A 22829-nucleotide genomic window follows, 5' to 3' on the forward strand; every position below is an offset into this window, starting at 1 on the left:
GCGTGCAGGGGTGAGGTGTCGCCGATGGTGTGGAAGGTCCGTACGGGATGGTCGCAGTCGACGCGGTCGACGACGACCATGCTGTGCAGTGCGTCGGGCACCGAGAGGTGGATGGTCTCGTTGACCGCGTCGCGGAGGTGGATCATGGGTTCGCGGGCGGCGGCGAACAGGCTGGAACCCTGCAGGGCGGCGGGTCGTACGGCCAGGACCCGGGCGCCGATCTCCCAGCGCGTGGTGTCCTTGCGGTTCGCGCGCAGCCAGCCCGCCTCGGCGAGGGTGACCAGGGTGCGCTGCACGGTCGACTTCGGCAGTCCGAAGAGTTTCGTCAACTCCCCGACGGTGACCGGCTGATGCTGGGCGACCGCCTCCAGGATGCGCAGCGATCTCGTGACGCTCTTCATTTCCATCCGGTTTCCCCCCGTTAATCCGCGGAATTTCTGCTGGACACCTCTTGACTCCTCCACCGGCCGCTGCCATTCTCGTGCCAGATTCTAGCACAGCATTCCACAATGTGGCACGGCCCGGGAAATCCCGAAGAGGTGGGCCGGTATCGCGAGACACGGCGGCTGTGAGCCGAGAGCCCGACAAAAGGGCCCGGCCCCCGTCCAAACCGCCTCGAATCGATCAGTCTCACGTCGGGCGCTCAGCATGCGCCTCGGCGATACGAAAGGAAAGTCCTGTGTCAGCTGCCAGGAAGCGCGTCGCCGTCGTCGGCGTCGGAACGATGGGCAGCCAGGCCGCCTGGCGGCTGGCGGCCCGAGGCGCCGAGGTCGTCGGGTACGACCGGTTCGCCCCCGGCCACGACCGCGGTGCCGCGGGCGGTGAGACCCGGATCTTCCGCAGCGCGCACTTCGAGGACTCCCGCTACGTCCCGCTGCTCAAGCACGCCGACGCCCTGTGGGAGCGGCTCCAGGAGGAGACCGGCCGCGAGCTGCGCCGGCTGACCGGATGTCTGCTGATGGGGCCGACCGAGCACCACCAGATGGCCACCGTCCTGCAGTCCATCGCGGAGCACGACCTCGACCACGAGGTGCTGGACGCCGAGCTTCTGGCGAAACGTTTCTCCCAGTACCGCATCGAGGACGGCGACGCCGCCGTACTCGACCGTCGTGCCGGATTCATCCGACCCGAGCTGACCATCCAGAGCGCCGCCCGTCGCGCCGAGCAGCTGGGCGCCGTGATCCACCGCTACAGCACGGTCCGCGAGATCGTTCCCGTCGCGGGCGGCGTCGAGATCCGCACCGACTCCGGCAGCGAGCGCTTCGACACCGTCGTCGTCACCCCTGGCCCCTGGGTCAACGACCTGCTGCCCGACCTGCCGTGGGAGGTGGACGTCCGCCGCCTGGTCAGCGCCTGGTACGTGCCGACCGCCCCCGAGGCCTGGTTCGGCGAGGAGCGCCCGGCGTTCATCCGGACCGCGCCCACCCACTGCTACGGCCTGCCCTCCCCGGACGGCATCTCGGTCAAGCTCGGCCTCTCCCGCGCCCTGCACCAGCCGGCGGGCGACCCGAACCAGCTGGACCGGACGGTGCGGCCGGAAGAGCTGGAGATCTTCTCCGAGCTGATCGGGCGTCACATGCCGGACCTGCACCCGGACCCGACCCGGCTCTCCGTCTACATGGAGGGCTACACCGAGAGCAGCCGCCCCCTGGTCGGCCCCCTGCCCGGTGCCGAGAACGTGATCCTGCTCGCCGGTTTCTCCGGCCACGGCTTCAAACTCTCGCCCGCCTTCGGCGACATCGCCGCAGACCTGGCGCTGGACGGCACCTCGTCCCAGCCCATCGACTTCATCTCCACCGTCGGCCGTACGGAGGCATGACCATGAACGACGCCACCCTCACCGTCGGGTCCCTCGAGGCCCAGCCCGGCGCCAAGGCCGGCGGCACCGTCCGGGCCGACCTCGGCACCCTCACCGCGGACATTCCGCTGACCCTGGTCAACGGCTCCCGCCCCGGCCCCCGGGTCGTCATCACCGCGGGCGTGCACGGCGGCGAGTTCACGCCCATCGACGCCGTCGTACGACTGGCGGACAGGCTGGACCCCCGTGAGGTGCACGGGCAGGTGATCATCTGCCCCGTCGCCAACCCGCCCGCCGTGTACCAGGGCCGGCTCAACATCTCCCCGGTCGACGGAGTGAACCTCAACCGCGTCTTCCCCGGCGACCCGGCCGGCGGCCCCACCGAGCGGCTGGCCGCCTGGCTCTTCACCCACCTCGTCGACGGCGCCGACGTCTACATCGACCTGCACTGCGGCGGCATCGACCAGGTCCTGAGCGACTTCGTCGGCTACCGCCTCACCGGTGACGCGGACCTCGACAAGGCGACGGCCGAACTGGCAGGCTCCTTCGGCATCGAGGACGTCATCCTCGGACTGAAGGCCGACGGCGGCAACAGCCACGCGGCCGCCGCCCGCCGGGGCATCTCGGCGGTCCTGGTCGAGGTCGGCTCACTCGGGCAGCGGGACGAGCCCACGGCCCTCCGCCGCGTCGACGGACTCCTCACGGCACTGCGCCACCTGGGCGTCCTTGAGCAGACCGGCTCCGCCTCGGCCGCGATCCGTGAGTGGGTCTGGTCCGCCGGCGTCACCGCCGAGGCCACCGGCCTGTGGTACCCGGAGTTCTCCTTCGGCGCCGACGTCATCGGCGAAGTCGCCGAGGGCGACGTCCTGGGCCGCATCGTCGACCCGGCCGACGGCACGGAGCACACGGTCCACGCCCCGGCCGGCGGACGGATCTTCTACGGCATGCACGGCCTCACCGTCGCCCCCGGCACCGAACTCGCCGCCCTCGCCGTCCCGTGGGACCCCGACACGGCCGCGCGGGCCGACATCCTCCGAACCCCCGGTGTGGGCGCCGGGTCCGACGAGGCGGGCCCCCGCACCTAGGGGGTGTTTCGAAAGTCCCGCACAGCACCCACGGCGCCCGGCACGCCGAGAGCACGCACCGGACACCGCGGGCACCGCACAGGACTTGTGAAACACCCCCTAGACCACCGTTCCCACCATCCCCCTTCTCCACGTCCCCAGCCACCCCTCTTCTCACGGCCGGCACCACCAGGAGGCACACGATGAAAGATGCCCGGATAGACCGCAGACTGTTCCTGCGAGGAATAGGCGGGGTCACGGCGGGCGTCGCCGCCGCGACCACCCTCGGCGCCTGCGGTACCGGCACCAGCCGGTCCGTCGGCGGCAGCGGCAAGAGCGGCAAGACGGTGGTCGTCCGCGACAGCGGCGGTTCCTACGGCGCGGCCTTCCAGAAGGCGATCTACACGCCGTTCACCCAGGAAACCGGGATCGCCGTCAAGGTGCTCAACCTCGACGACGCCCCGCTGCTGGCCCAGATCAAGCAGGGCCGCCCGCAGTGCGACCTCATCAACATCACGATGACGTCCCACGTCAGGTACGTGGCCGAGGACGCCCTGGAGACCCTGGACCGGGACCGGATCAAGAGCCTGAAGAGCGCGAGGATCCCCGAAAATCAGATCACCGAGCATGCCGTCGGCCACAGCTTCTACGGCCAGTGCATGGCGTACCGCACCGACGCCTTCGGTGGCCGCAAGCCCGAGTCCTGGGCGGACTTCTGGGACACCAAGGCGTTCCAGGGCGGCCGTTCGATGTGCAGCCCGGACGGCGACCTGCCCGAGCTGGAGTTCGCGCTGCTGGCCGACGGCGTCCCGATGGACAAGCTGTATCCGCTCGATGTGGACCGCGCCTTCAAGGTGCTGACCCGGCTGCGCTCCGACATCAAGAAGTTCTGGGACAGCGGCCCGCTCCCCGGTGTGCTCCTCAGCCGCCAGGAGGTGACGATGTCCACCGTCTGGGACGGCCGGATCGCCGATCTGCAGAAGCAGGGCGTCCCGGTCGAGAGGCAGCTCCACGGCATGCGCCGCCAGTACCAGGGCTACGCCATCGCCAAGGGCGCGGCCAACGTGGACGCCGCCTACCAGCTCATGGACTTCTCGCTGCGCCCCGAGAGCCAGGCCAATCTGGCCAAGGTCTTCCCGTCGAACCCGTCCTCCCCGGTGGCCTACGAGAAGCTCACCGAGGACGAGCGCAACGCACTCGCCGGTGCGCCGAAGTACTACGACAAGGGCTTCGACGCGGATGTCGACTGGTGGCTGAAGAACGAATCGGCCGTCACCAAGCGCTGGCTGGAGTGGGCTCGTGGCTGAATTCGGAATCGCCACACCGTCCGTCAAGGTGGCCGGCAACAAGTCGGCCACCGCGACCGGCAAGTCGCTGTCGGTGGTGGCCCTGCGCAAGACCTACGGCGACGTCGTCGCCGTCGACGAGGCGTCCATGGAGATCGCGGCCGGGGAGTTCGTCACCTTCCTCGGCTCCTCCGGGTCGGGCAAGACCACGACCCTGATGATGATCGCCGGGTTCTGCGAACCCGACTCCGGCACCATCACCGTCGGGGACCGTGACGTCACCCGCCTCGCCCCGCAGAGGCGGAACCTGGGCTTCGTCTTCCAGCAGTACCTGCTCTTCCCCCACATGACCGTGAGTGAGAACGTCGCCTTCCCACTGACGCTGCGCGGGGTGAGCAAGGACGAGATCCGCCGCCGGGTGGGCGAGACACTGGAGATCGCGGGTCTGTCGGGGTTCGGCGGCCGTAAGCCGCGTGAGCTGTCCGGTGGTCAGCAGCAGCGGGTCGCGCTGTGCCGGGCGCTGGTCTACCGACCACCGGTCATCCTCATGGACGAACCCCTCGGCGCCCTGGACAAGAAGCTCCGCGACCAGCTCCAGGTCGAGATCAAGACCATCCAGCAGGAACTCGGCCTGACCGTCATCTATGTGACGCACGATCAGGAAGAGGCGCTGGTCATGTCCGACCGCATCGCGGTGATGCGCAACGGCCTGATCGAGCAGTTCGACACCCCCCGGGAGCTGTTCGAGCGGCCGAGGACGCCGTTCGTCGCGGACTTCCTCGGCGCGGCCAACTTCCTGCCCGGCCGCGTGGAGCAGCACACCGACGAGCACACCCTCGTCCGCCTGGACAGGTCCGGCGGCTTGCTGAAGGCGCGCCGTCACCGGTTGGCCCCGGGTACGCAGGTGAAGGTCGCTGTGCAGCCGGGCCGGCTGCGGGCCGTCGCCACCGACGACGGGTTCTGTACCGGCACGGTCGAGATGGCCACCTACGTGGGCACCCTGGTCCGCGCGGGGGTGCGCATCGACGGCAAGGAGGCGCCACTGCTGCGGCTGGAGGTCCCGGCCGGCCGTGGCCCGGTCGCCGGTGAGCGGGTCGGGATCACCGCCGACCCCGAGGACGTCAACCTCTTCGCCGACGAACAGGGAGGGTGAGCCATGGCAGCCGCCCTCACCGCGGGCGCTCCCGCCCGTCCGCGCAAGCTCCTGGCCTCGCGCCGGACCCGGGTCGGGATCCTGTACGCGCTGCCGGTCGTGGTCTATCTGCTGGTGCTGTTCGTCTACCCGATCTTCAGCACGCTGCTGCTGAGCCTGAAGGACGCCGACGGCTCGTTCACCTTGCACTGGTACGCCGACGCGCTGACCGGGGTCAACCTGTCGGTGCTGCTCACCACGCTGCGGATCTCCGCCGAGACAGCGGTGCTGAGCCTGGTCTTCGGGTTCGTCCTGGCCCAGGCGATCTCCCGGCTCAAGCCGCTGTGGGCGGGACTCGCGATGCTGGTCGTGGTCGTGCCGCACTTCGTCAGCGCCCTGGTGCGCACCTACGGCTGGATCATCATGCTCGGCGACAAGGGCCTGGTGAACGAGACCCTGGCCGCCGTGTCGGTCCCCGGTGCGCCGTTCCATCTGCTCTACAACGAGCTCGGTGTGGTCATCGGTACCACCTCGATGATGCTGCCGTACACGGTGCTGCTGTTGTACGGGGTGATGCGCGGTGTGGACCGCCGCCTGCTCGCGGCCGCGTCGAGCATGGGCGCGGGACGGGTGACGATCTTCCGCCGGGTCTATCTGCCGCTGGTCGCGCCCGGCCTGGCCAGTGCCGGCCTGCTCAGCTTCATCCTGTCACTGGGCTACTACATCACCCCGGCCCTGATGGGCGGCCCCAACCAGACGATGATCGCCACCCTCATCAACCAGCAGGTGACGAAGGAGAACCAGTGGAACGGGGCGGCCGCGCAGGGCGTCATCCTGCTGGTGCTCACCCTGGCCGGACTGCTGCTGGTCAAGGCCGTCAGCTCCCTGGGCGCCAGCCGTAAGAAGAGGAACGCCTCATGATGGAGCTGCGCAAGACCCTCACCGGACGGATCGCCCTGACCGCCGTCGCCACCGTCATCCTGCTGTTCCTGGCACTGCCGATCGTCGTCATCCTCGTCACCTCCTTCAGCAACAACGCCTTCGCCGCCTTCCCGCCCGAGGCGTGGACGCTGAACTGGTACAAGGCGCTGTTCGCCGACGGCAGCAAATGGCCCGCCGCGCTCTCCCTGAGCGCCCTGGTCGCCGCTCTGAGCACCGTGTTCTCCCTGATCATCGGGGTGACCGCGGCGACCGCCCTGGTCCGCAGCGAACTCCCGCTGCGCTCGGCGGTGTTCGCCCTGGTCCTCGGGCCGCTGGTCATCCCGCAGATCGTCACCGCGCTCGGGCTGTTCCTGCTCTTCGAACCGGCCGCGATGCTGGGCAGCCCGATCGCGATCGCGCTCGGTCACACCGTGCTGGCCTCACCGATCGCGGTGCTGATCCTGATCGCGACCCTGCGAGGCATCGACGAACGGCTGGAGGACGCCGCGGCCAGCATGGGCGCGGGCCGTCTGACGATCGCCCGGAAGATCACCTTCCCCCTGGCGGCGCCGGGCATGATCGCGGCGGCGATCTTCTCCTTCATCACCAGCTTCGACGAGTTCTACATCTCCCAGTTCCTCTCGTCCGTCGACACCGTCACCCTGCCCGTGCAGGTCTACAACTCCCTCACCTTCGAGATCGACCCCAGCGTGACCGCCGTCAGCGCCATCCTCATCGCCTTCGCCGTCCTCGCCCTCGGCCTCGTCGCCCTGGTCCGCTGGATCGGCACCGGACGGCAGGAATCCCTGCTCTCGGTCGAGAACACGGTGGGCGTCGCCGCACCCGGAGGCGAGACCGTATGATCGCCACCGCTCAGCGGCACCTGCTGCTGCACATGACCGCCAACGGATCGCTCGCCATGCCGGGCCAGGAACTGTTCGTCGTCAGCCGCGGCGAGGGCCCGTACGTCGACGACGCTGACGGCAACCGCTACATCGACGGACTGTCGGGGCTGTACTGCTGCCAGCTCGGCTACTCCTACGGCCCCGAGTTCGCCGAGGCGGCCGAGAAGCAGCTGCGCGAGCTGTGCTACAGCCCGCTGTGGTCCGGCTCCGCGCACCCCACGGCGATCGAACTCGCCGAGCGGCTGTCGCGGATCGCCCCCGTCGACATCGAGCACACCTTCTTCTCCAGCGGCGGCGCCGAAGCCGTCGAGACCGCCTGGAAGATCGCCCGCCGCTACCACGCGCTGCGCGGCGAACCGGGCCGCACCAAGGCCATCGCTCGGCGCGGCGCCTACCACGGACTGACCATCGGCACCCTCTCCCTCACCGATGACCCCGGCCTGACGGAACCGTACGGCCCGCCGGCGATCGACACCCGCTTCGTGTCCAACACCGACCGCTTCGGTCTCGCACCGGAATACGCGGACGACGGCCTGTACACCGCACGGCTGCTCGCCGAGCTGGAGGACGCGATCCTGGCCGAGGGTCCGGAGACCGTCGCCATGCTGATCGCCGAGCCGGTGCAGAACCGGGGCGGCTGCATCACCCCGCCCCAGGGTTACTGGCAGGGTCTGCGGGCGCTGGCCGACCGGTACGGACTCCTGCTCGTCGCCGACGAGGTGATCACGGCCTTCGGACGGCTCGGGGAGTGGTTCGGCGGGGACCGCTACGGCGCCCGCCCGGACATGATCACCGTCGCCAAGGGCATCACCGCCGGTTACGCACCCATGGGGGCGACTCTGGTCGGCCAGGGTGTCGTCGAGGTCATCAACCGGCCCGGCGCGGTCCTCAACCACGGCTACACCTTCGCCGGGCACCCGCTGAGCGCGACCATCGCCCTGCGCAACCTGGAGATCATGGAGCGGGACCGGATCCTGGAGAACGTCCGTGACCTCCAAGGCCACTTGGCGGGCCGCATGGCATCCCTCGCGGACCTGAGAATCGTCGGCGACGTCCGGGGAGCCGGGTTCTTCTACGCCTGCGAACTCGTCGGCGACCACGAGGACGGCGGCTTCGGCGACACCGCCCGCGCCGACCTGATCGCCGACCTGATCCCGCGCCGGCTGCGCGAGGCCGGCCTCCTCGCCCGCGTCTACAACCGGTCCGCGCCACTGGTCCAGATCGCGCCCCCGCTGATCAGCGACCGGGCCCTTCTCGACCGTATCGCCGACATCCTCGCGGAGACCCTCGCCGAGGCGTCCGCCCGCATCTGATCCATGTTTCGGAAAGGAACGACATGTACTCCATCGGTCCACTGACCGTCGCCCCCGGCGAGCGCGCCCAAGGCCTCATCCCGGTCGGCACCAGCAGCTACGGTGTGGAACTCGGCATCCCACTGATCGTCGTCAACGGCGCGCAGGACGGCCCGGTCCTGTGTGTGGACGCCGGCGTGCACGGCGACGAGTACGACGGCCAGGAAGCCGTCCGCCGCGTGGTCGCCGAGATCGACCCGGCCACCCTGCGCGGCACGCTCGTCGCCATCCCCTGCATGAACACCCCGGCCTTCGAGGCGGCGGCCCGCACCAGCGGCCTGGACCACCTCAACCTCAACCGCATCTTCCCCGGTGACGCGGACGGCTCGTACTCGCTGCGCCTGGCCGCCACCTTCGTCGAGCAGGTCGTCCCGGCCATCGACGCTCTGGTCGACCTGCACACCGGCGGCACGTTCGGTGAGATCGCCCCGCTGGTCATCCTTCAGGGCGGCTACGAGGAACTGGCGACGGACATGGCCCTCGCGGCCGGGCACGAGCTGGTCTGGAAGGGCGGCAAGTGGGGCGGCACGGTGCGCCATCCCACCCTCGCGGCGGGCAAGCCCGCCATCACCATCGAGGTCGGCGGCGGCACCTACCGCGAGGAGAACGTCACCCTGCACATGCACTCCGTCCGCAACATCCTCCGGCAGCTCGGGATGATCGACGGTGCGGCGGAGTTGCGGGACACCTACACCACGGTCTCCGGCACTTTCGCCCGCTCCGACTCCGGAGGCTTCTTCGTCGGCCACGCCGAGCCGGGGGACACCTGCAAGGAAGGCGACCTGATCGCCCACATCGTCGACCACTACGGCGACACGCTGGAGGAGGTCCTCGCCCCGCAGGACGGCATCGTGCTCTGGGTCCGCCGGATCCGTACCGTCCGCCCCGGCGACGAGGTCGTCATCTTCGGCGAGGTGCAGGAAGAGATCCGGCCATGACCGGCGAACTGCGGTTGACCGAGTTGCTCATCGACGGCAAGCAGGTGCCCGCCGCCGACGGCCGCTCCTTCACCGTCCTCGACCCGTCCGACGGCACCGCCATCGCCCAGGTGGCGCTGGCCGGCACGGCGGACGTGGACCAGGCGGTGGCGGCGGCCCGCTCGGCCCTCGCCTCTCCCGCGTGGGCCCGCATGCGCGCCGCGGACCGGGGACGGGTCCTGTACCGGATCGCGGAGGCCATCCGCTACCAGGGCGAACGGCTGGCCCGGCTGGAGAGCCAGGACGTCGGCAAGCCACTGAGCCAGGCCAAGGCCGATGTCGAGGCGGCGGCCCGCTACTTCGAGTTCTACGCGGGCGTCGCCGACAAGCTCGGCGGCACCACGATCCCCCTCGGGCCCGGCCTGATCGACTACACCGTGCGTGAGCCGATCGGTGTCTCCGGCCAGATCATCCCGTTCAACTACCCGCTGCAGAACACCGCCAGGGGCTCCGCCCCCGCGCTGGCGGCCGGTTGCACGGTGGTGCTCAAGCCCTCGCCCGAGGCGCCGCTCACCCCGCTGGAGATCGGCAGGATCGCCCTGGAGTGCGGTCTGCCGCCGGGCGTCCTGAACGTCGTCCCCGGTGACGGCGAGACCGGCGCGGCTCTCGCCGGCCACCCGGACATCAACCAGGTCACCTTCACCGGCTCGGTGCCGACCGGCATCAAGGTCGCCCAGGCCGCCGCCGCCAACGTGGTGCCCTCCGTCACCGAACTGGGCGGCAAGTCCCCCGTCGTCGTCTTCGCCGACGCCGACTTCGACCTGGCACTCACCGCCGTCGCGGCCTCGGCCTTCGGCAACGCCGGCCAGACCTGCTCGGCGGGCACCCGGCTGCTGCTCCAGCGCGGCGCCGAGGAGTTCCTCGACAAGTTGGTCGACCACGCCGCCTCCCTGCGCGTCGGCCCGGGGCTCACCGACCCGGACGTCGGCCCGCTGGTCGCCGCCCGGCAGCGCGACCGGGTCCTCGGCTACCTGGACCTGGCCCGCGAGGAGGGCGCCGTGGCCCGGGCCGGCGGTCGAGCGCCGACCGACCCGGCCCTCGCCGACGGCTACTACGTCGAGCCGACCGTCCTCACCGGCGTCACCAACGACGCCCGGTGCGCCCGCGAGGAGATCTTCGGCCCCGTCGTCACCGTCATCGAGTTCGACGACGCCGACCAGGCCCTGGACATCGCCAACGACAGCCCGTACGGCCTGGCTTCCTACGTCTGGACCCGCGACATCGACAAGGCGATGCGCCTGGCCGAGGGCATCCGGGCCGGCCAGGTCTACGTCAACGCCACCGGCGTCGGCACCGGCGTCGAGCTCCCCTTCGGCGGCTACAAGCACAGCGGCTGGGGGCGGGAGAAGGGTCTCGCGGCCCTCGACAGCTATACGCAGACCAAGAACGTCTGCATCGGCTTCGGGAGCCGGTCATGAGATATCGCGCGCTGGGCGAGCGCGGCCCGACCGTCTCCGTGGTCGGTGTCGGCGGGAACAACTTCGGCTCCCGTCTGGACGAGGACGGCACGAAGGCGGTCGTCCACGCGGCCCTCGACGCGGGCATCACCCTGTTCGACACCGCCGACATGTACGGCGGGTTCGGCGAGAGCGACAGCGGGCGCGGTGACGGCGAACGGCTCCTCGGGGCCGCTCTCAAAGGACGCCGCGACGAGGTCGTGCTGGCCACCAAGTTCGGCATGGAGATGGGTCAGGAGGCCGACCTCTACGGCCGGCGCGGCGCCCGCCCCTACATCCGGTACGCCGTCGAGGCGTCGCTGCGCCGACTCGGCACGGATCGGATCGACCTGTACCAGTACCACGAGCCGGACGGCGTCACCCCGCTGGAGGAGACGGTCGCCGCGCTCCGGGAGCTGGTGGACGAGGGCAAGGTCCGCCACATCGGCTGCTCCAACCTTCCGGCCGAGGACCTCACCGACGCCTTCGTCTCCACCCAGGCCCGCTACCACCTGCTCGACCGGGCGGTGGAGCGGGACCTGATCCCGGCCTGCCTGCGCCACGGCGTCGGACTGCTGCCGTACTACCCGCTGGCCAACGGTTTGCTCAGCGGCAAGTACCGGCGCGGCGAGCAACCCCCGGCCGGCAGCCGGCTGTCCTGGCGCCAGGGCTGGCTCACCGACGCCGCCCTCGACAGGGCCGAGGCGCTCACCGCGTACGGCGCCGAACGAGGACTCACCCTCCTCCAGGTCGCCGTGGGCGCACTGGCCGCGCTCCCCGCCGTCGGCTCCGTCATCTGCGGCGCCATGACCCCCGAACAGGTCACCGCCAACGCGACGGCGGCCGACTGGATTCCCACCCCGGCCGACCTGGCCGCGCTCGACGCGATCGTCACCCCCGGCGAACGCGTCGTCTGAAGCCCCCACCCTCACCCCCGGAAAATCCGTGAACCCGCGAGATCGAGGCTGAACACCATGCGAGAGATCGTCACCTTCGACGCCTATGGAACCCTGATCGACTTCCAGCTCGGCCCCACCACCCTGAAGATCCTTTCCGACTCCGGCCGGCTGGACCTGGACAACCTGGACGTCGACGAGTTCCTCGACGACTTCCGCGTCATGCGCTTCCAAGCCGTCCTGGAGGCCTACCGCCCCTACCACGAGGCCCTGCCCTCCAGCCTGCGCAACGCCATGCGCCTGCACGGCCTGGAGTACCGCGACTCCGACGGCGAGGCCCTGGTGGACGCGGTTCCCACCTTCGGTCCCTTCCCGGAGGTGCCGGAGGCCCTGCGCGCGCTGAAGACCAGGTACGAGATCGCCATCATCTCCAACACCGACGACAACCTGATCGCGCGGAACGTCGAGAACATCGGCGTCGAGTTCGACTACGTCATCACCGCCCAGCAGGCGGGCGCCTACAAGCCGGACCGCCAGACCTTCAAGCACGCCTTCCGGACCATGGGCGTCGAGCCGTCCCAGGTCATCCACACCGCCCAGGGCTGGGAGTACGACCACATCCCGACCCGCGACCTCGGCCTGAAGCGTCGCGTGTGGATCAACCGTTACGGCCGCCCCGGCAGCGCCGACTACCAGCCCTACGACGAGCTGCCCGACCTGTCGGGCCTGCCGAAGCTGCTCGGCTGCTGACCGACGGCGCAACCGGCGAACCAGACCGAGAACACAGAGGACGCACGCCATGAAGCAGATCCCCTACTGGCTGGACACAGCCCCCGCCCTGCCCGACCGTTCGGGCAAGGACTTGCCCGACGAGGCGGACGTGGTGGTGATCGGCGGCGGCCTCACCGGGCTGTCCACCGCTTACCACACCGCCCGCAAGGGCGCCCGTACCGTCCTCGTCGAGAAGGACAAGGTCGGCTCGGGCGCCTCCGGGCGCAACGGCAGCATGTGCACCCAGGGCATCACCATCAGCCCCGCCGAGGCGCGCAAGCGCTACGGGCAGGAGCGGGCCCGTGAGCTGTACGACGCCTTCCGCGAGGCGGTCGACGTCGTCGAGGAGCTCACCCACACCGAGAACATCGACTGCGACTTCAACCGCTCCGGGCGCCTCGGCGCGGTCTGCAAGCCCGGGCACTTCGACGGCCTGCGGGCCAAGCAGCGCGACCTGGCCGACAACTTCGGCCACGAGACGGTCGTCCTGAGCAAGAGCGAACTGCGCGCCGAGCTCGGCACGGACTACTACCACGGTGCCCTGCTCGACCCGCTCAGCGCGGGCCTGCACGTGGGCAAGTTCGTCGGTGGCCTGGCAGGCGCCGCCGAGCGCGCCGGCGCCGAGATCCACGAGCGCAACGCCGCCACCGGCCTCACCCGCCTCCCCGGCGGCGGCTTCCTGGTGGAGACCATGAACGGCACCATCCGTGCCAAGCAGGTCATGGCGGCGACGGACGCCTACACCGACACGTCGATGCCGTGGTTCCGCAAGCGGCTGATCAACGTCGGCAGCTTCATCATCGTCACCGAGCCGCTGGGGGAGGCACGCGCCAAGGAGCTCATCCCCAACGGCCGCCTCCTGGTCGCCCACAAGAACGTCGGCCACTACGTCCGCCTCACCCCGGACAACCGCCTCGCCTTCGGCGGCCGGGCCCGCTTCGCCCCCTCCAACCCGGCCTCCGACGTCAAGAGCGGCGACATCCTCAAGCGGGAGATGACGGAGATCTTCCCGCAGCTGGCCGGGGTGCGGATCGACTACGTCTGGGGCGGCATGGTCGGCTTCTCCTGGGACCGCGTTCCGCACGCGGGTGACGTCAACGGCCTGTACTACTCCATGGGCTACTGCGGCCACGGCGTCCAGATGGCCACGTACATGGGCCGGGCCGTGGCCGAGATGATGGACGGCAAGCCGGACGCCAACCCCCTGCGCGGCTTCGGCTTCCCGAAGGTACCCGTCCCCTTCTACAACGGCACCCCCTGGTTCCTGCCGTTCGGCGGCGCCTACTACAAGGCCAAGGACAAGCTGCTCTGAGCCGATGGCGATGCCGATGCCGACGGCGTCGAAACCGCGGGGACTTCCCCAGCAAGGGTCCTGGGACGTCCCCGCGGCCCGAGGTCGTCAACCAGGTCGCCTTCGGGGTCATCGGCAACGACGTCACCATCACCATGGCCGCCGAGGCGGGACAGTTCCAGCTCAACGCCTTCGAACCGATCATCCTGCACTCCCTCTCGGAGTCCCTCACCCACCTGCGCGCGGCCTGCCTCACCCTCGCCGAACTCTGCGGGGACGGCATCACCGCCAACACCGATCAGCTCCGGGCGAGCGTCGAGAACTCCATCGGCCTGGTCACCGCCCTCAACCCGTACATCGGTTGCACCGCGGCCACCGACATCGCCAAGGAGGCACTCGCCACCGGCCGGGGTGTGGCCGAACTCGTCCAGGACAAGGGCCTGTTGCCCGCCGAACGGCTCCGGGAACTGCTGCGCCCCGAGGTCGTGGCCGGCCGGCCCCGGGCCCTGACCTGACATGCCCGGAGTACCGGCCCGGCGGGCAACAGGCGGTTTCGTCGGGGTGGTGAGCCGTGACCGGTGCCGCGGCTACCGACCTCTCAAGCTCACGAAAGGAAAGGGCATGTCCCTTCTGAAGACCATCGACACCCATCCCTCCTCCGCTCCGCACGAGTCCGCCCCGCCCCCGGAACGCCTGATCTCCGGCAACCCCGCCTTCAAGACCTGGGCCCAGGACGTCGCCCGCGGGGACATGATCCGTACGGGCGTCTGGGAAGCGACACCCGGCGAGACGCGCTCGATCAAGGGCGAGACCTTCGAGTTCTGCCACATCCTCTCCGGCATCGTCGAACTCACGCCGGAAGGCGGCGAACCGGCGGTCTACAAGGCAGGGGACAGCTTTGTCATGAAGCCGGGTTTCGTCGGCGTCTGGAAGACCATGGAAACCGTGCGCAAGGTCTACGTGATCGTGACGTGACGCTGATGCCGCGCGACGCGGCCGTAGCCCGCCCGGTTCGATGCGGCGGGGCTGGAAGCTGATCACGGCCGATTCCGATGGGGTGCGCCGGGCGTGCGGGCTGACGTGGCGTGACGGGCTCGACGCCCCCACGGATCGGCGTCATCGCCCGTGCGAGGCGCCGCCTCGCCCGTGACGGGTGAGGCGCCTGCGAAGCTTCTGAGCTGGGATGGGGGGTGGCGGCCGGTCGGTGACGGTCGCTGCTCGGACGGCGCCCGCCGGTGTCCCGGGCCGATTCGGCGAGGTGGATGCCGTGAAGCGGTGGCGGGCCCTGATCGTCCTCGGGACGGCCCAGTTCCTGATGGTTCTGGACACGTCCGTCATGAACGTCTCGATCAGCCAACTGGTCGAGGACTTCGACACCGAGGTCACCGCCATCCAGGCCGTCATCACGCTGTACGCGCTGGTCATGGCCGCCTTCATGATCATCGGAGGCAGGTTCGGCGACATCCTCGGCCGCCGTCGGCTCTTCCTGCTCGGCCTGGTGGTCTACGGCACCGGCTCGGCCCTGACCGCCGTCGCGCCGACCCTGTGGGTCCTCGCCCTGGGCTGGTCCGTCATCGAGGGCCTCGGCGCCGCGATGGTGCTGCCGGCCATGGCCGCCCTCGTCGCCGAGTCCTACCGGGGCCGGGACCGGGCCGTCGCCTACGGCGTCATCGGCGGGCTGGCCGGGGCCGGGATCGCCGTCGGCCCGCTGCTGGGCGGCTGGGTGACGACGTACCTCACCTGGCGGCTGGTCTTCGCCGGCGAGGTCGTGGTCGTCGCGGCCGTGCTGTGCTTCCGCCGCGTGATCACCGAAGCGCCCCGGACCGGGGCCCGCCCCCCGATGGACGCTGTCGGCGCCGTACTGTCCGCGACGGGCCTCGCCCTGGGCGTGCTCGGTGTGCTGCAGAGCAGTACCTGGGGCTGGGTGCAGCCCCGCAACCCGCCGTTCACCGTCATGGGCTTCGCACCGACCCTGTTCGTCATCGGCGCCGGGGTGATCGTCCTGTTCGTCTTCACGCGCTGGGAGCACCGGCGGGCGGCCCGAGGCACCGACCCCCTGGTCCACCTGTCCCTCCTGCACATCCCCGCGCTGCGGTCGGGCCTGCTGGCCCTGCTCAGCCAGAACCTCATCCTGCTCGGACTGTTCTTCACCATTCCGCTCTACCTCCAGGTCGTGCAGGGCTTCGACGCCTTCCAGACCGGACTGCGGCTGCTCCCCGTGTCCGTCACCATGCTCGCCGCCTCCCTGGTCGCCTCCCGGCTGGGCCGACGGGCCGGACCGCGCCGCGTGGTACGGCTGGCCCTGGTGACCCTGGCCGGGGCCATCGTGTGGCTGCTGTCCACCATCGACCCCGTCATCGACGACACCCAGTTCGCGCTGGCCATGGCCCTGCTCGGCGTCGGCATGGGGCTGCTCGCCTCGCAACTGGGCAACGTGGTGCAGTCCAGCGTGGGCGAGGAGGAACGCAGCGAGGTCGGCGGTCTGCAGTTCACGGCCCAGAACCTGGGATCCGCCCTCGGCACCGCGCTCATCGGATCGCTGCTCATCGGCGCCCTGGCCCAGGCCTTCACCACACAGGTCGACGACAATCCGGCGCTGTCGCAGGAGGCCAGGCAGCAGACGAGTGTCGCGCTCCAGGCCGGGATCAGCTTCGTCCCCACCGATCAGGTGCGTACGGCGGCCGAGCGTGCCGGACTGCCGCCGTCCGAGGTCGACGCCCTCGCCGACTCCTACGCCTCGGCCCAGCTGGACGGCCTGAAGGCGGCGATCCTCGCCACCGGCGGCATCACCCTCGCCGCGTTCCTCGTCACGCCACGACTGCCGGGCGGGGGGACGGACCGTCCGACGCCGGCCGGCACCGACCGTCCGAAGCCGTCCGGGCCCGACCGTCCGAAGCCGTCGGGCCCGGATCGATCCAGGCCGCGCGGCTCCGGCCCACCGGCCGCCCCGCGCCGCTCGGACCACTGAGACAGCGGTGACGGAGACCAAGAGCCGACGGTCAGGGAGGCGGAGACGATGTCCACGAGCGAGCCGGCCGCGTCCCGGGGCGGGCGCGGCGCGGAGCGTCGGGCCCGGGCCGACTACACCGGCGGCGTCTACGGATCGATGCTCGCCTCCTCCGTGATCATCGGCGCCGGGAGCCTGGGGACCTACCCCCGTCTGGAACTGGTCCTTCTGCTGCTGCTCACCGGCCTGGTGTTCTGGATCGCGCATGTGCACGCGCAACTGTTCGGGGCACGACTGGCGCAGCGGTCCCCGGACCGCCGGATCGTGCTGGAGGTGTGCCGCGACGAGTGGCCGATCGTCAAGGCCGCCGTCCCACCGGCCGCCGCCGTCGCGGTCAGCCCGCTCCTCGGCCTCGATCTGTCGGGAGCCCTCTGGCTGGCGCTCGCGGTCGCCGTGGCGGGACAGGTGGGCTGGTCGGTGGTCGCGGCCCGCCGGGCCCACGCCCCGTGGGGCCTGGTCGCCGTCACGGCCTCGGTGAACCTGCTGCTCGGCCTCCTGATCATCGCGTTCAAGCTCTACCTGACCCATTGACCCATCGACCGATCGACGCACAGACGTCCTGCCGCACCCGCGCCATCGACTCACCTTCCCGGGGTGAGGCCAGGCCCGCGCCCCAGGACGGACGATCGCAGAGAAGGAACCCAGAGAAGGAACCCAGAGAAGGAACACAGCCCGCCCGTACCCGGCCATGGGGGCACACCGCTCATGCGCTACGAGATCCGTGTCGACGGAACGCTGTCGAAGGCGCTGACCGGCGCCTTCCCCGAACTGGACCATGTGGTGATGTCCGGCCACACCGTCCTGTTCGGGCACGTCGTCGACGAGGCGCATCTGTACGGGCTGCTCGCCCGCTGCCAGTCCCTGGGGCTGCGCGTCCTGGAGATGCGTCAACTGCCGGAGTGAGGCGGGTGCCTCCGGGAGCCCCTGGGGGTGTCGCCAGGGGAGCCCCAGGGGCGCGCTTCAAAGGCTCTCGGCGCGGACCCGACCCGTGTGCGCGGCCACGCCCAGCGCCTCGAAGTCCCGGTCGTTGCGGTCGGCGTAGGACTGCGCGAACTCGGCGAGCGCACGGTCGAAGCGGTCACTGCCGCCCAGGTACGCGGCGATGGCGACGGGGTCGCCGGAGCGGGCGTGCGCCCGCGCCAGGCTGGCGCCGCACAACCGGGCGAAGAGCCGCAGCAGGACCGGATCCATGGTCTCCGGGCGCGCGATGCCCTTCCAGTCGTGCAACTGCCGTACGTAGAAGTCTCGTTCGCGCCCGTCCAGACCGACGACATGGGTCCAGCCGAGGAAGATGTCGCTGGTCGTCTGCATCAGCCGCTGCCCCGACACCACCCGGCGGCCCTGGTTGTCGTAGCTGTCGCCGCCGAGCTGTGCGGAGAGGACGGACTCCTGCGCCTCCTTGGCCTGGAGCAGCAGTGGGTCCGAGTCGTCCCGGCCGAGCAGCAGCACGATCCAGCAGCGCGTGCCGACGCTGCCCACGCCCACGACCTTCCGGGCCATGTCGACGACGTGGTAGCGGCGCAGCAGATGCCGGCGCTCGGACGACAGGGTCCGTACGTACTGGTCCAGCACGTTCCGCAGTTCCGCCTCCTGGCCCTTCACCGCGGAGTCCGCCAGCAGGTCCCGGAGCGGGGTGATCAGCGGGGGGTCGGGTGCGATCATCCGGCCCTCGGCCGTGACCCGGGTCAGCTTCTCGAAGGCCTGGAGATGGGTGCGCGTACGGGCCTTCCTGGTCGCCTCGGTCGTACGGCGTCTGGTCTCCTTGTCCATCGACGAGGCCATCAGCTCTCGCAGCCGGTCGGCGTCGTCCTGTGCGTACCAGATGTCCAGGGTGCGCATGCCGGCGAACTCGCGCATGCGGCGCCGGTACGCCTTCACGCACGTCCGTGCCGTCCTGTCCTGCTCCTCGGTCGACAAGCCGTTCGCCCGGCCCGCGATCACGAAGCTGGCCGCCAGCCGTTTCACGTCCCATTCGAACGGCCCGGCCAGGGTCTCGTCGAAGTCGTTGATGTCGAAGACGAGGTGGCGTTCGGGCGAGGCCAGCAGCCGGAAGTTGAGCAGATGGGCGTCACCGCAGAGCTGCACGGTCAGACCGGTGTTCGGAAGGGGGCCGAGATCGGACGCCATGACGGCCGCGGCGCCCCGGTAGAAGCGGAACGGGGATTCGAGCATGCGGCCGTAGCGGATGGGCACCAACTCCGGTATCCGGGTGGCGGACTGACGCTCTATCACCTCGACCGGGTCGGTCCGGCCGGCGTCCGCGTCCGACTCGAACCAGCCGTGACAGGACCGGGAGGCGCGTTGGCGCGCCTCCCGGCCGTGCGCCGCCCTCTCGGCCACGGTCGGTGACGCCGCGGATCCGCTCGCACTGGTCATGACACACACCTCCTGGGCCGCCGGCCCGGCGGCGTACCGTCCACCCTCCTCGGCCGTTCGGTGCTCTCGGATCACCCGCCGGGGGTGATCCGAGAGGCGGTGGCGGGGCGCGACGCTGGCCCGATGAGGTCACCGCGCACCGTCGCGCGCCGAAGTCGCCGACGGCGCCGAAGCGGCCCGTTCGGCCGCGAGGACGCGAGGAGGAGCCATGACCGAGTCCCCTGGCCCGGCACCGCGTACCGGGGCGGACGACTACAGGCCCGGTGAGGCCGGGGCGAGGTCCGGGGCGGTCCCTGGGCGCGGTGGAGGGGCTTCCGGAGCGCCGGGGGACCCGGCGGAGACGCTGGGGAGGGTCGGCCGCTCCTGGAAGTGGATCCTGGGTTCGGCGCTGGCCACGCTCGGGCCGGGCGTCATCATCCTGGTCTGGCCGGACGGGACCCTGCACGTGCTCGCGGTCCTGCTCGGGCTGTACCTGCTCGCGATCGGGGTGTTCCGGTTCGTCGACGTCTTCGCCCGGGACGAGCCGGGCGAGCGCCTGCCCGGGCTGCTCCTCGCGCTGCTGTACGTCCTGGCCGGCGTCCTCTGCCTGCGGAACCCGCTGCAGACCATCACCGCGCTCTCGCTGATCGTGGGGATCGTCTGGCTGGCGACCGGCATCCTCACGCTCTACACCGCCCTCGCCGCCAAGAACATGCCCCACCGGGGCTTCGTCCTCGGCGTGGCGGTGCTCGGCATCGTCGCGGGGATCGTGGTGCTGGCCCTGCCGACCGAGTCGGCCACGGCCCTGACCCGACTGCTCGGCCTGTGGCTCGTCCTGCTCGGCCTCGCCGAGGCGACGGTCGCCCTGGCCTGGCGCGCCGCCCTCCGCCGGGCGGGTCTCACGGGCTCCCGGGCATCGACCACTGGCGCCCTCTGACTCTCCGCACCACCCCGAGTACAACCCCGAGGAGGAGCCATGTTCCCGGGCAACGACTCCGTACCACCGCACTCCGAACCGGCCGCCGGCGACGGACCGGGGGACGAGACCGGCTCGGCCGGCGGGGATGCCGCCGGCGCGAAGAGCGGGCCGGGCCCTGGCGGGGGGACCGGCCCAGGTGGGGGTGCCGAACCGGGCGGTGGGGTCGGGGCGGGTGGTGGGGGCCCGGGAGCCGGGCCGGGTGGGCATGTGCTCAGCTCCGAGGAGCGTGCCGAGTACGAGCGGTTGCGGCGGCATGCCGGGGTGCGGCACCGGCGGTTGCGCAAGGCGGGGGCCGCGGTTCTGCTCGTGGTGACCCTGCTGCTCGCGCCCCTCGCCGTCGTCGCGGCCTGGGTGCAGGACACCGTCGCCGACACCGACCGGTACGTCGAGACGGTCGCTCCGCTGGCGTCCGACCCGGCGATACAGAACGTCGTGATCAACCGGCTGACCGACGAGGTCGTCAAGAACGTGGACGTCGAGGCGGTGACGGACGCCCTCACCAAGGTGCTCGCCGACAACGGCGCGCCGCCGCAGGTCGTGGCGGGTGCCGAGGCCCTCGACGGTCCGTTGCGCTCCGTCGTGCGGACCGTCGTGGACCGCAACGTCACCCGGGTCATCACCAGCGAGTTCTTCCAACAGGTCTGGGAGGGCTCGAACCGGCGGGCACACGCTGCCGTGGTGCACATGCTCACCGGCGAGCGGGAAGGCGCGCTGCGCGCCACCGGCGACACGATCCAGCTCGACGTCGGCGTCGTCGTCGACCAGGTCCGCGAGCGTCTCGTGGACGCGGGCTTCGACAAGGCCGCCGCCATCCCCGACAGCGACCGGACGGTCACCCTCTTCCACACCGACGAACTGGGCAAGGCGCAGGACGCCATGCGGCTGCTGAACATCCTCGGCACCTGGCTGCCCGTCATCACGATCGCCCTCGCCGCCCTGGCGGTGTGGACCGCGCCCGGCCACCGGGTGATGCTGCTGATCACAGCCCTCGGCATCAGCGTGATGATGGTCGTGCTGCTCGTCGCGCTGGCCGTCGTCCGCCGTGTCTACCTGGACGCCGTCCCTCCCTCGGCCCTGCCGCCCGACGCCGCCGGGGCCATCTTCGACACCTTCCTGCGCTTCCTGCGGGACAGTACGCGCACCCTGCTCGTCGTCTTCCTGGCCACGGCGCTCGCCGCCTATCTGTACGGTCCCGGGCGGGTGGCCCGCCGGGTGCGGGCCCTGGCCCTGCGCGGAACCACGGCGGCCGGGCGGTCGCTGCGGCACGCCGGAATGAGCACCGGCCGGACCGGACGCCGACTGGCGGCCCACCCCCGCTGGACCACCGGCGTCGTCCTCGGCGCGGGCGCGCTGGCCCTCCTGCTCTGGAACCACCCCACGGTCGGCGCGGTCGTCCTCGTGGCCGTCCTGGTCGTGGTCGTACTGGCGCTCGTGGCGGTGGCCGCCGCCGCGGCCGACCCCGCTTTGGACGAGGCCGGTCTCACCCGCCCGGGGTGAGGCCGACCGGCTCCGGTCGTGGGCACGCTGAGAAAGGCGCCGACCCTGGCGCCGCGGGCACGCCGAGGACGGCAGAACACCTGCCGGGCGAACGCCCGGGACGGAGGAGAGACATGAGTGGTCCGACGTACCTGGCGTACGACTACCCGCTGTTGAGCGTCTTCTGGTCCATGCTCCTGCTGTTCCTGTGGATCATGTGGTTCGTGCTGCTCTTCCGGGTCGTCGTCGACATCTTCCGCGACGACGACATGAGCGGCTGGGCCAAGGCGGGATGGCTGGTCCTCACGATCCTGCTGCCGTTCCTGGGCGTGTTCGTCTACGTGATCGCCCGGGGCAAGAACATGGGCCGCCGCGAGGTGGCACAGGCGCGCGCTCAGCAGGCGGCCTTCGACGACTACATCCGGCAGACGGCCACGGGCGGCGAGGGACGATCCAGCAGCGTCGACGAGCTCGCCAGGCTGTCCGAGATCCGTTCACGCGGTGACATCACGGACGACGAGTTCCGCCGCGCGAAGGAACTGGTCCTGAGCGGCCACGGAGCTTCGGCGGGCACGGGCACCGGCCCGACCGCCGCCGGACGCTGACCACCGACCCGACACCCACCGCACGACACCGAATCGAGGCAACGGTATGACCGCCACACACACCGGACGCGTGCACTCGACGAAGCGGTCACGGCCCTTCGCCGAGGGGCTGACGGCCTTCGCCGCCGTCATGCTCATGATCGCGGGCGTCCTCGACATCTGCCGGGGCGTCATGGCCATCGCCGAGGACGACGTCTTCGTCTCCACCCAGGACTACGTCTTCCAGTTCGATCTCACCGGCTGGGGCTGGGTCCACCTCGCCCTGGGCGCCGTGGCCGTGCTCGTCAGTCTGGGCCTCTTCCAGGAGTCCCTGTGGGCCCGCGTCGGAGGCGTCGCCATCGCCGGCCTGATCATCATCGCCAACTTCCTGTCCCTGCCGTACTACCCCGTCTGGTCCATCGTGATGATCGCCTTCTCGGCCTTCATCATCTGGGCCCTGTGCGTGGTCAGGCGGGACGATTCCGCAGACGCGCTCCGCTGAGGGACCGGCTCCGCCGAGGGACGGGTCGTCGTGGCGGGAGCGGCGTGGACGGTCCCGTGACATCTACAGAGCCGCAGAAGACAGGTGGGGCGCTTCG

Annotated in this window: 22 protein-coding genes and 1 pseudogene; 21 read left to right on the top strand and 2 right to left on the bottom strand. The window is 70.7% G+C overall.

Going from position 1 to position 22829, the window contains the following annotated elements:
• On the bottom strand, window positions 1-401 hold a 401-nt coding region (locus tag RM704_RS11275), incomplete at its 3' end, for an IclR family transcriptional regulator (RefSeq protein WP_311590502.1).
• A gap of 278 nt (window positions 402-679) precedes the next feature.
• Here RM704_RS11275 and solA point away from each other — a divergent pair.
• From solA to RM704_RS11360, 17 genes and pseudogenes are all read left to right on the top strand, one after another.
• The gene (solA, locus tag RM704_RS11280) at window positions 680-1819 is read left to right on the top strand and encodes an N-methyl-L-tryptophan oxidase (RefSeq protein WP_033527825.1); all 1140 of its coding nucleotides are present in this window, start codon (window positions 680-682) and stop codon (window positions 1817-1819) included.
• A complete protein-coding gene (locus tag RM704_RS11285) occupies window positions 1816-2883 on the top strand; it encodes a succinylglutamate desuccinylase/aspartoacylase family protein (protein ID WP_033527824.1) in 1068 nt (355 codons plus the stop codon). Before solA ends, RM704_RS11285 begins: the two co-directional genes overlap by 4 nt.
• Window positions 2884-3065: 182 nt before the next feature.
• A complete protein-coding gene (locus RM704_RS11290) occupies window positions 3066-4169 on the top strand; it encodes an ABC transporter substrate-binding protein (protein WP_033527823.1) in 1104 nt (367 codons plus the stop codon).
• Window positions 4162-5301 (top strand): ABC transporter ATP-binding protein, encoded by a 1140-nt coding sequence (locus RM704_RS11295; RefSeq protein ID WP_033527822.1) that lies wholly within the window; start codon window positions 4162-4164, stop codon window positions 5299-5301. Before RM704_RS11290 ends, RM704_RS11295 begins: the two co-directional genes overlap by 8 nt.
• A gap of 3 nt (window positions 5302-5304) precedes the next feature.
• The gene (locus tag RM704_RS11300) at window positions 5305-6201 is read left to right on the top strand and encodes an ABC transporter permease (protein ID WP_033527821.1); all 897 of its coding nucleotides are present in this window, start codon (window positions 5305-5307) and stop codon (window positions 6199-6201) included.
• A complete protein-coding gene (locus RM704_RS11305; RefSeq protein ID WP_033527820.1) occupies window positions 6198-7064 on the top strand; it encodes an ABC transporter permease in 867 nt (288 codons plus the stop codon). The genes RM704_RS11300 and RM704_RS11305 overlap by 4 nt, the downstream gene beginning before the upstream one ends.
• The gene (locus RM704_RS11310) at window positions 7061-8419 is read left to right on the top strand and encodes an aminotransferase class III-fold pyridoxal phosphate-dependent enzyme (RefSeq protein WP_033527819.1); all 1359 of its coding nucleotides are present in this window, start codon (window positions 7061-7063) and stop codon (window positions 8417-8419) included. Before RM704_RS11305 ends, RM704_RS11310 begins: the two co-directional genes overlap by 4 nt.
• Window positions 8420-8442: 23 nt before the next feature.
• Window positions 8443-9396 carry a succinylglutamate desuccinylase/aspartoacylase family protein gene (locus RM704_RS11315; protein ID WP_033527818.1) on the top strand — a complete coding sequence of 318 codons (954 nt, stop codon included), beginning with the start codon at window positions 8443-8445 and terminating at the stop codon, window positions 9394-9396.
• Window positions 9393-10853, top strand: a complete 1461-nt coding sequence (locus RM704_RS11320) for an aldehyde dehydrogenase family protein (RefSeq protein ID WP_033527817.1) — start codon at window positions 9393-9395, stop codon at window positions 10851-10853. The genes RM704_RS11315 and RM704_RS11320 overlap by 4 nt, the downstream gene beginning before the upstream one ends.
• On the top strand, window positions 10850-11788 hold the full coding sequence (locus tag RM704_RS11325; RefSeq protein ID WP_033527816.1) for an aldo/keto reductase: 939 nt from the start codon (window positions 10850-10852) through the stop codon (window positions 11786-11788). Before RM704_RS11320 ends, RM704_RS11325 begins: the two co-directional genes overlap by 4 nt.
• A 57-nt stretch (window positions 11789-11845) precedes the next feature.
• Window positions 11846-12517, top strand: coding sequence for a haloacid dehalogenase type II (locus tag RM704_RS11330; protein ID WP_033527815.1), 672 nt, complete (start codon window positions 11846-11848; stop codon window positions 12515-12517).
• A gap of 49 nt (window positions 12518-12566) precedes the next feature.
• Window positions 12567-13850 (top strand): NAD(P)/FAD-dependent oxidoreductase, encoded by a 1284-nt coding sequence (locus tag RM704_RS11335; RefSeq protein ID WP_033527814.1) that lies wholly within the window; start codon window positions 12567-12569, stop codon window positions 13848-13850.
• Window positions 13851-13927: 77 nt separating this feature from the next.
• Window positions 13928-14344, top strand: a pseudogene (aspA, locus tag RM704_RS11340) (aspartate ammonia-lyase); the annotation flags it as partial.
• Between the two features lie 106 nt (window positions 14345-14450).
• On the top strand, window positions 14451-14804 hold the full coding sequence (locus tag RM704_RS11345) for a cupin domain-containing protein (RefSeq protein ID WP_033527812.1): 354 nt from the start codon (window positions 14451-14453) through the stop codon (window positions 14802-14804).
• 292 nt (window positions 14805-15096) lie between these two features.
• The gene (locus tag RM704_RS11350) at window positions 15097-16797 is read left to right on the top strand and encodes an MFS transporter (protein ID WP_311590503.1); all 1701 of its coding nucleotides are present in this window, start codon (window positions 15097-15099) and stop codon (window positions 16795-16797) included.
• A gap of 48 nt (window positions 16798-16845) precedes the next feature.
• On the top strand, window positions 16846-17367 hold the full coding sequence (locus RM704_RS11355) for a hypothetical protein (protein WP_033527811.1): 522 nt from the start codon (window positions 16846-16848) through the stop codon (window positions 17365-17367).
• A 174-nt stretch (window positions 17368-17541) separates the two neighbouring features.
• On the top strand, window positions 17542-17739 hold the full coding sequence (locus RM704_RS11360; RefSeq protein ID WP_033527810.1) for a DUF8691 family protein: 198 nt from the start codon (window positions 17542-17544) through the stop codon (window positions 17737-17739).
• 57 nt (window positions 17740-17796) lie between these two features.
• On the opposite strand, the gene RM704_RS11365 is transcribed toward RM704_RS11360, so the two are convergent.
• A complete protein-coding gene (locus RM704_RS11365; RefSeq protein WP_033527809.1) occupies window positions 17797-19212 on the bottom strand; it encodes a DUF2252 domain-containing protein in 1416 nt (471 codons plus the stop codon).
• A gap of 208 nt (window positions 19213-19420) precedes the next feature.
• On the opposite strand from RM704_RS11365, the gene RM704_RS11370 reads away from it, so the two are divergent.
• The 4 genes from RM704_RS11370 to RM704_RS11385 all read left to right on the top strand — a co-directional run bounded on the left by RM704_RS11370 (window position 19421) and on the right by RM704_RS11385 (window position 22732).
• Window positions 19421-20128: an HdeD family acid-resistance protein gene (locus RM704_RS11370; protein WP_033527808.1), complete on the top strand. Its 708-nt coding sequence runs from the start codon at window positions 19421-19423 to the stop codon at window positions 20126-20128.
• A 249-nt stretch (window positions 20129-20377) separates the two neighbouring features.
• A complete protein-coding gene (locus RM704_RS11375) occupies window positions 20378-21667 on the top strand; it encodes a hypothetical protein (protein ID WP_033527807.1) in 1290 nt (429 codons plus the stop codon).
• Window positions 21668-21780: 113 nt separating this feature from the next.
• Window positions 21781-22251 carry an SHOCT domain-containing protein gene (locus RM704_RS11380; protein WP_033527806.1) on the top strand — a complete coding sequence of 157 codons (471 nt, stop codon included), beginning with the start codon at window positions 21781-21783 and terminating at the stop codon, window positions 22249-22251.
• 46 nt (window positions 22252-22297) lie between these two features.
• The gene (locus tag RM704_RS11385; RefSeq protein ID WP_033527805.1) at window positions 22298-22732 is read left to right on the top strand and encodes a DUF7144 family membrane protein; all 435 of its coding nucleotides are present in this window, start codon (window positions 22298-22300) and stop codon (window positions 22730-22732) included.
• The last annotated feature ends 97 nt before the right edge of the window (window positions 22733-22829 follow it).

The organism is Streptomyces gottesmaniae (assembly GCF_031845845.1).
Lineage (GTDB): Bacteria > Actinomycetota > Actinomycetes > Streptomycetales > Streptomycetaceae > Streptomyces > Streptomyces akebiae.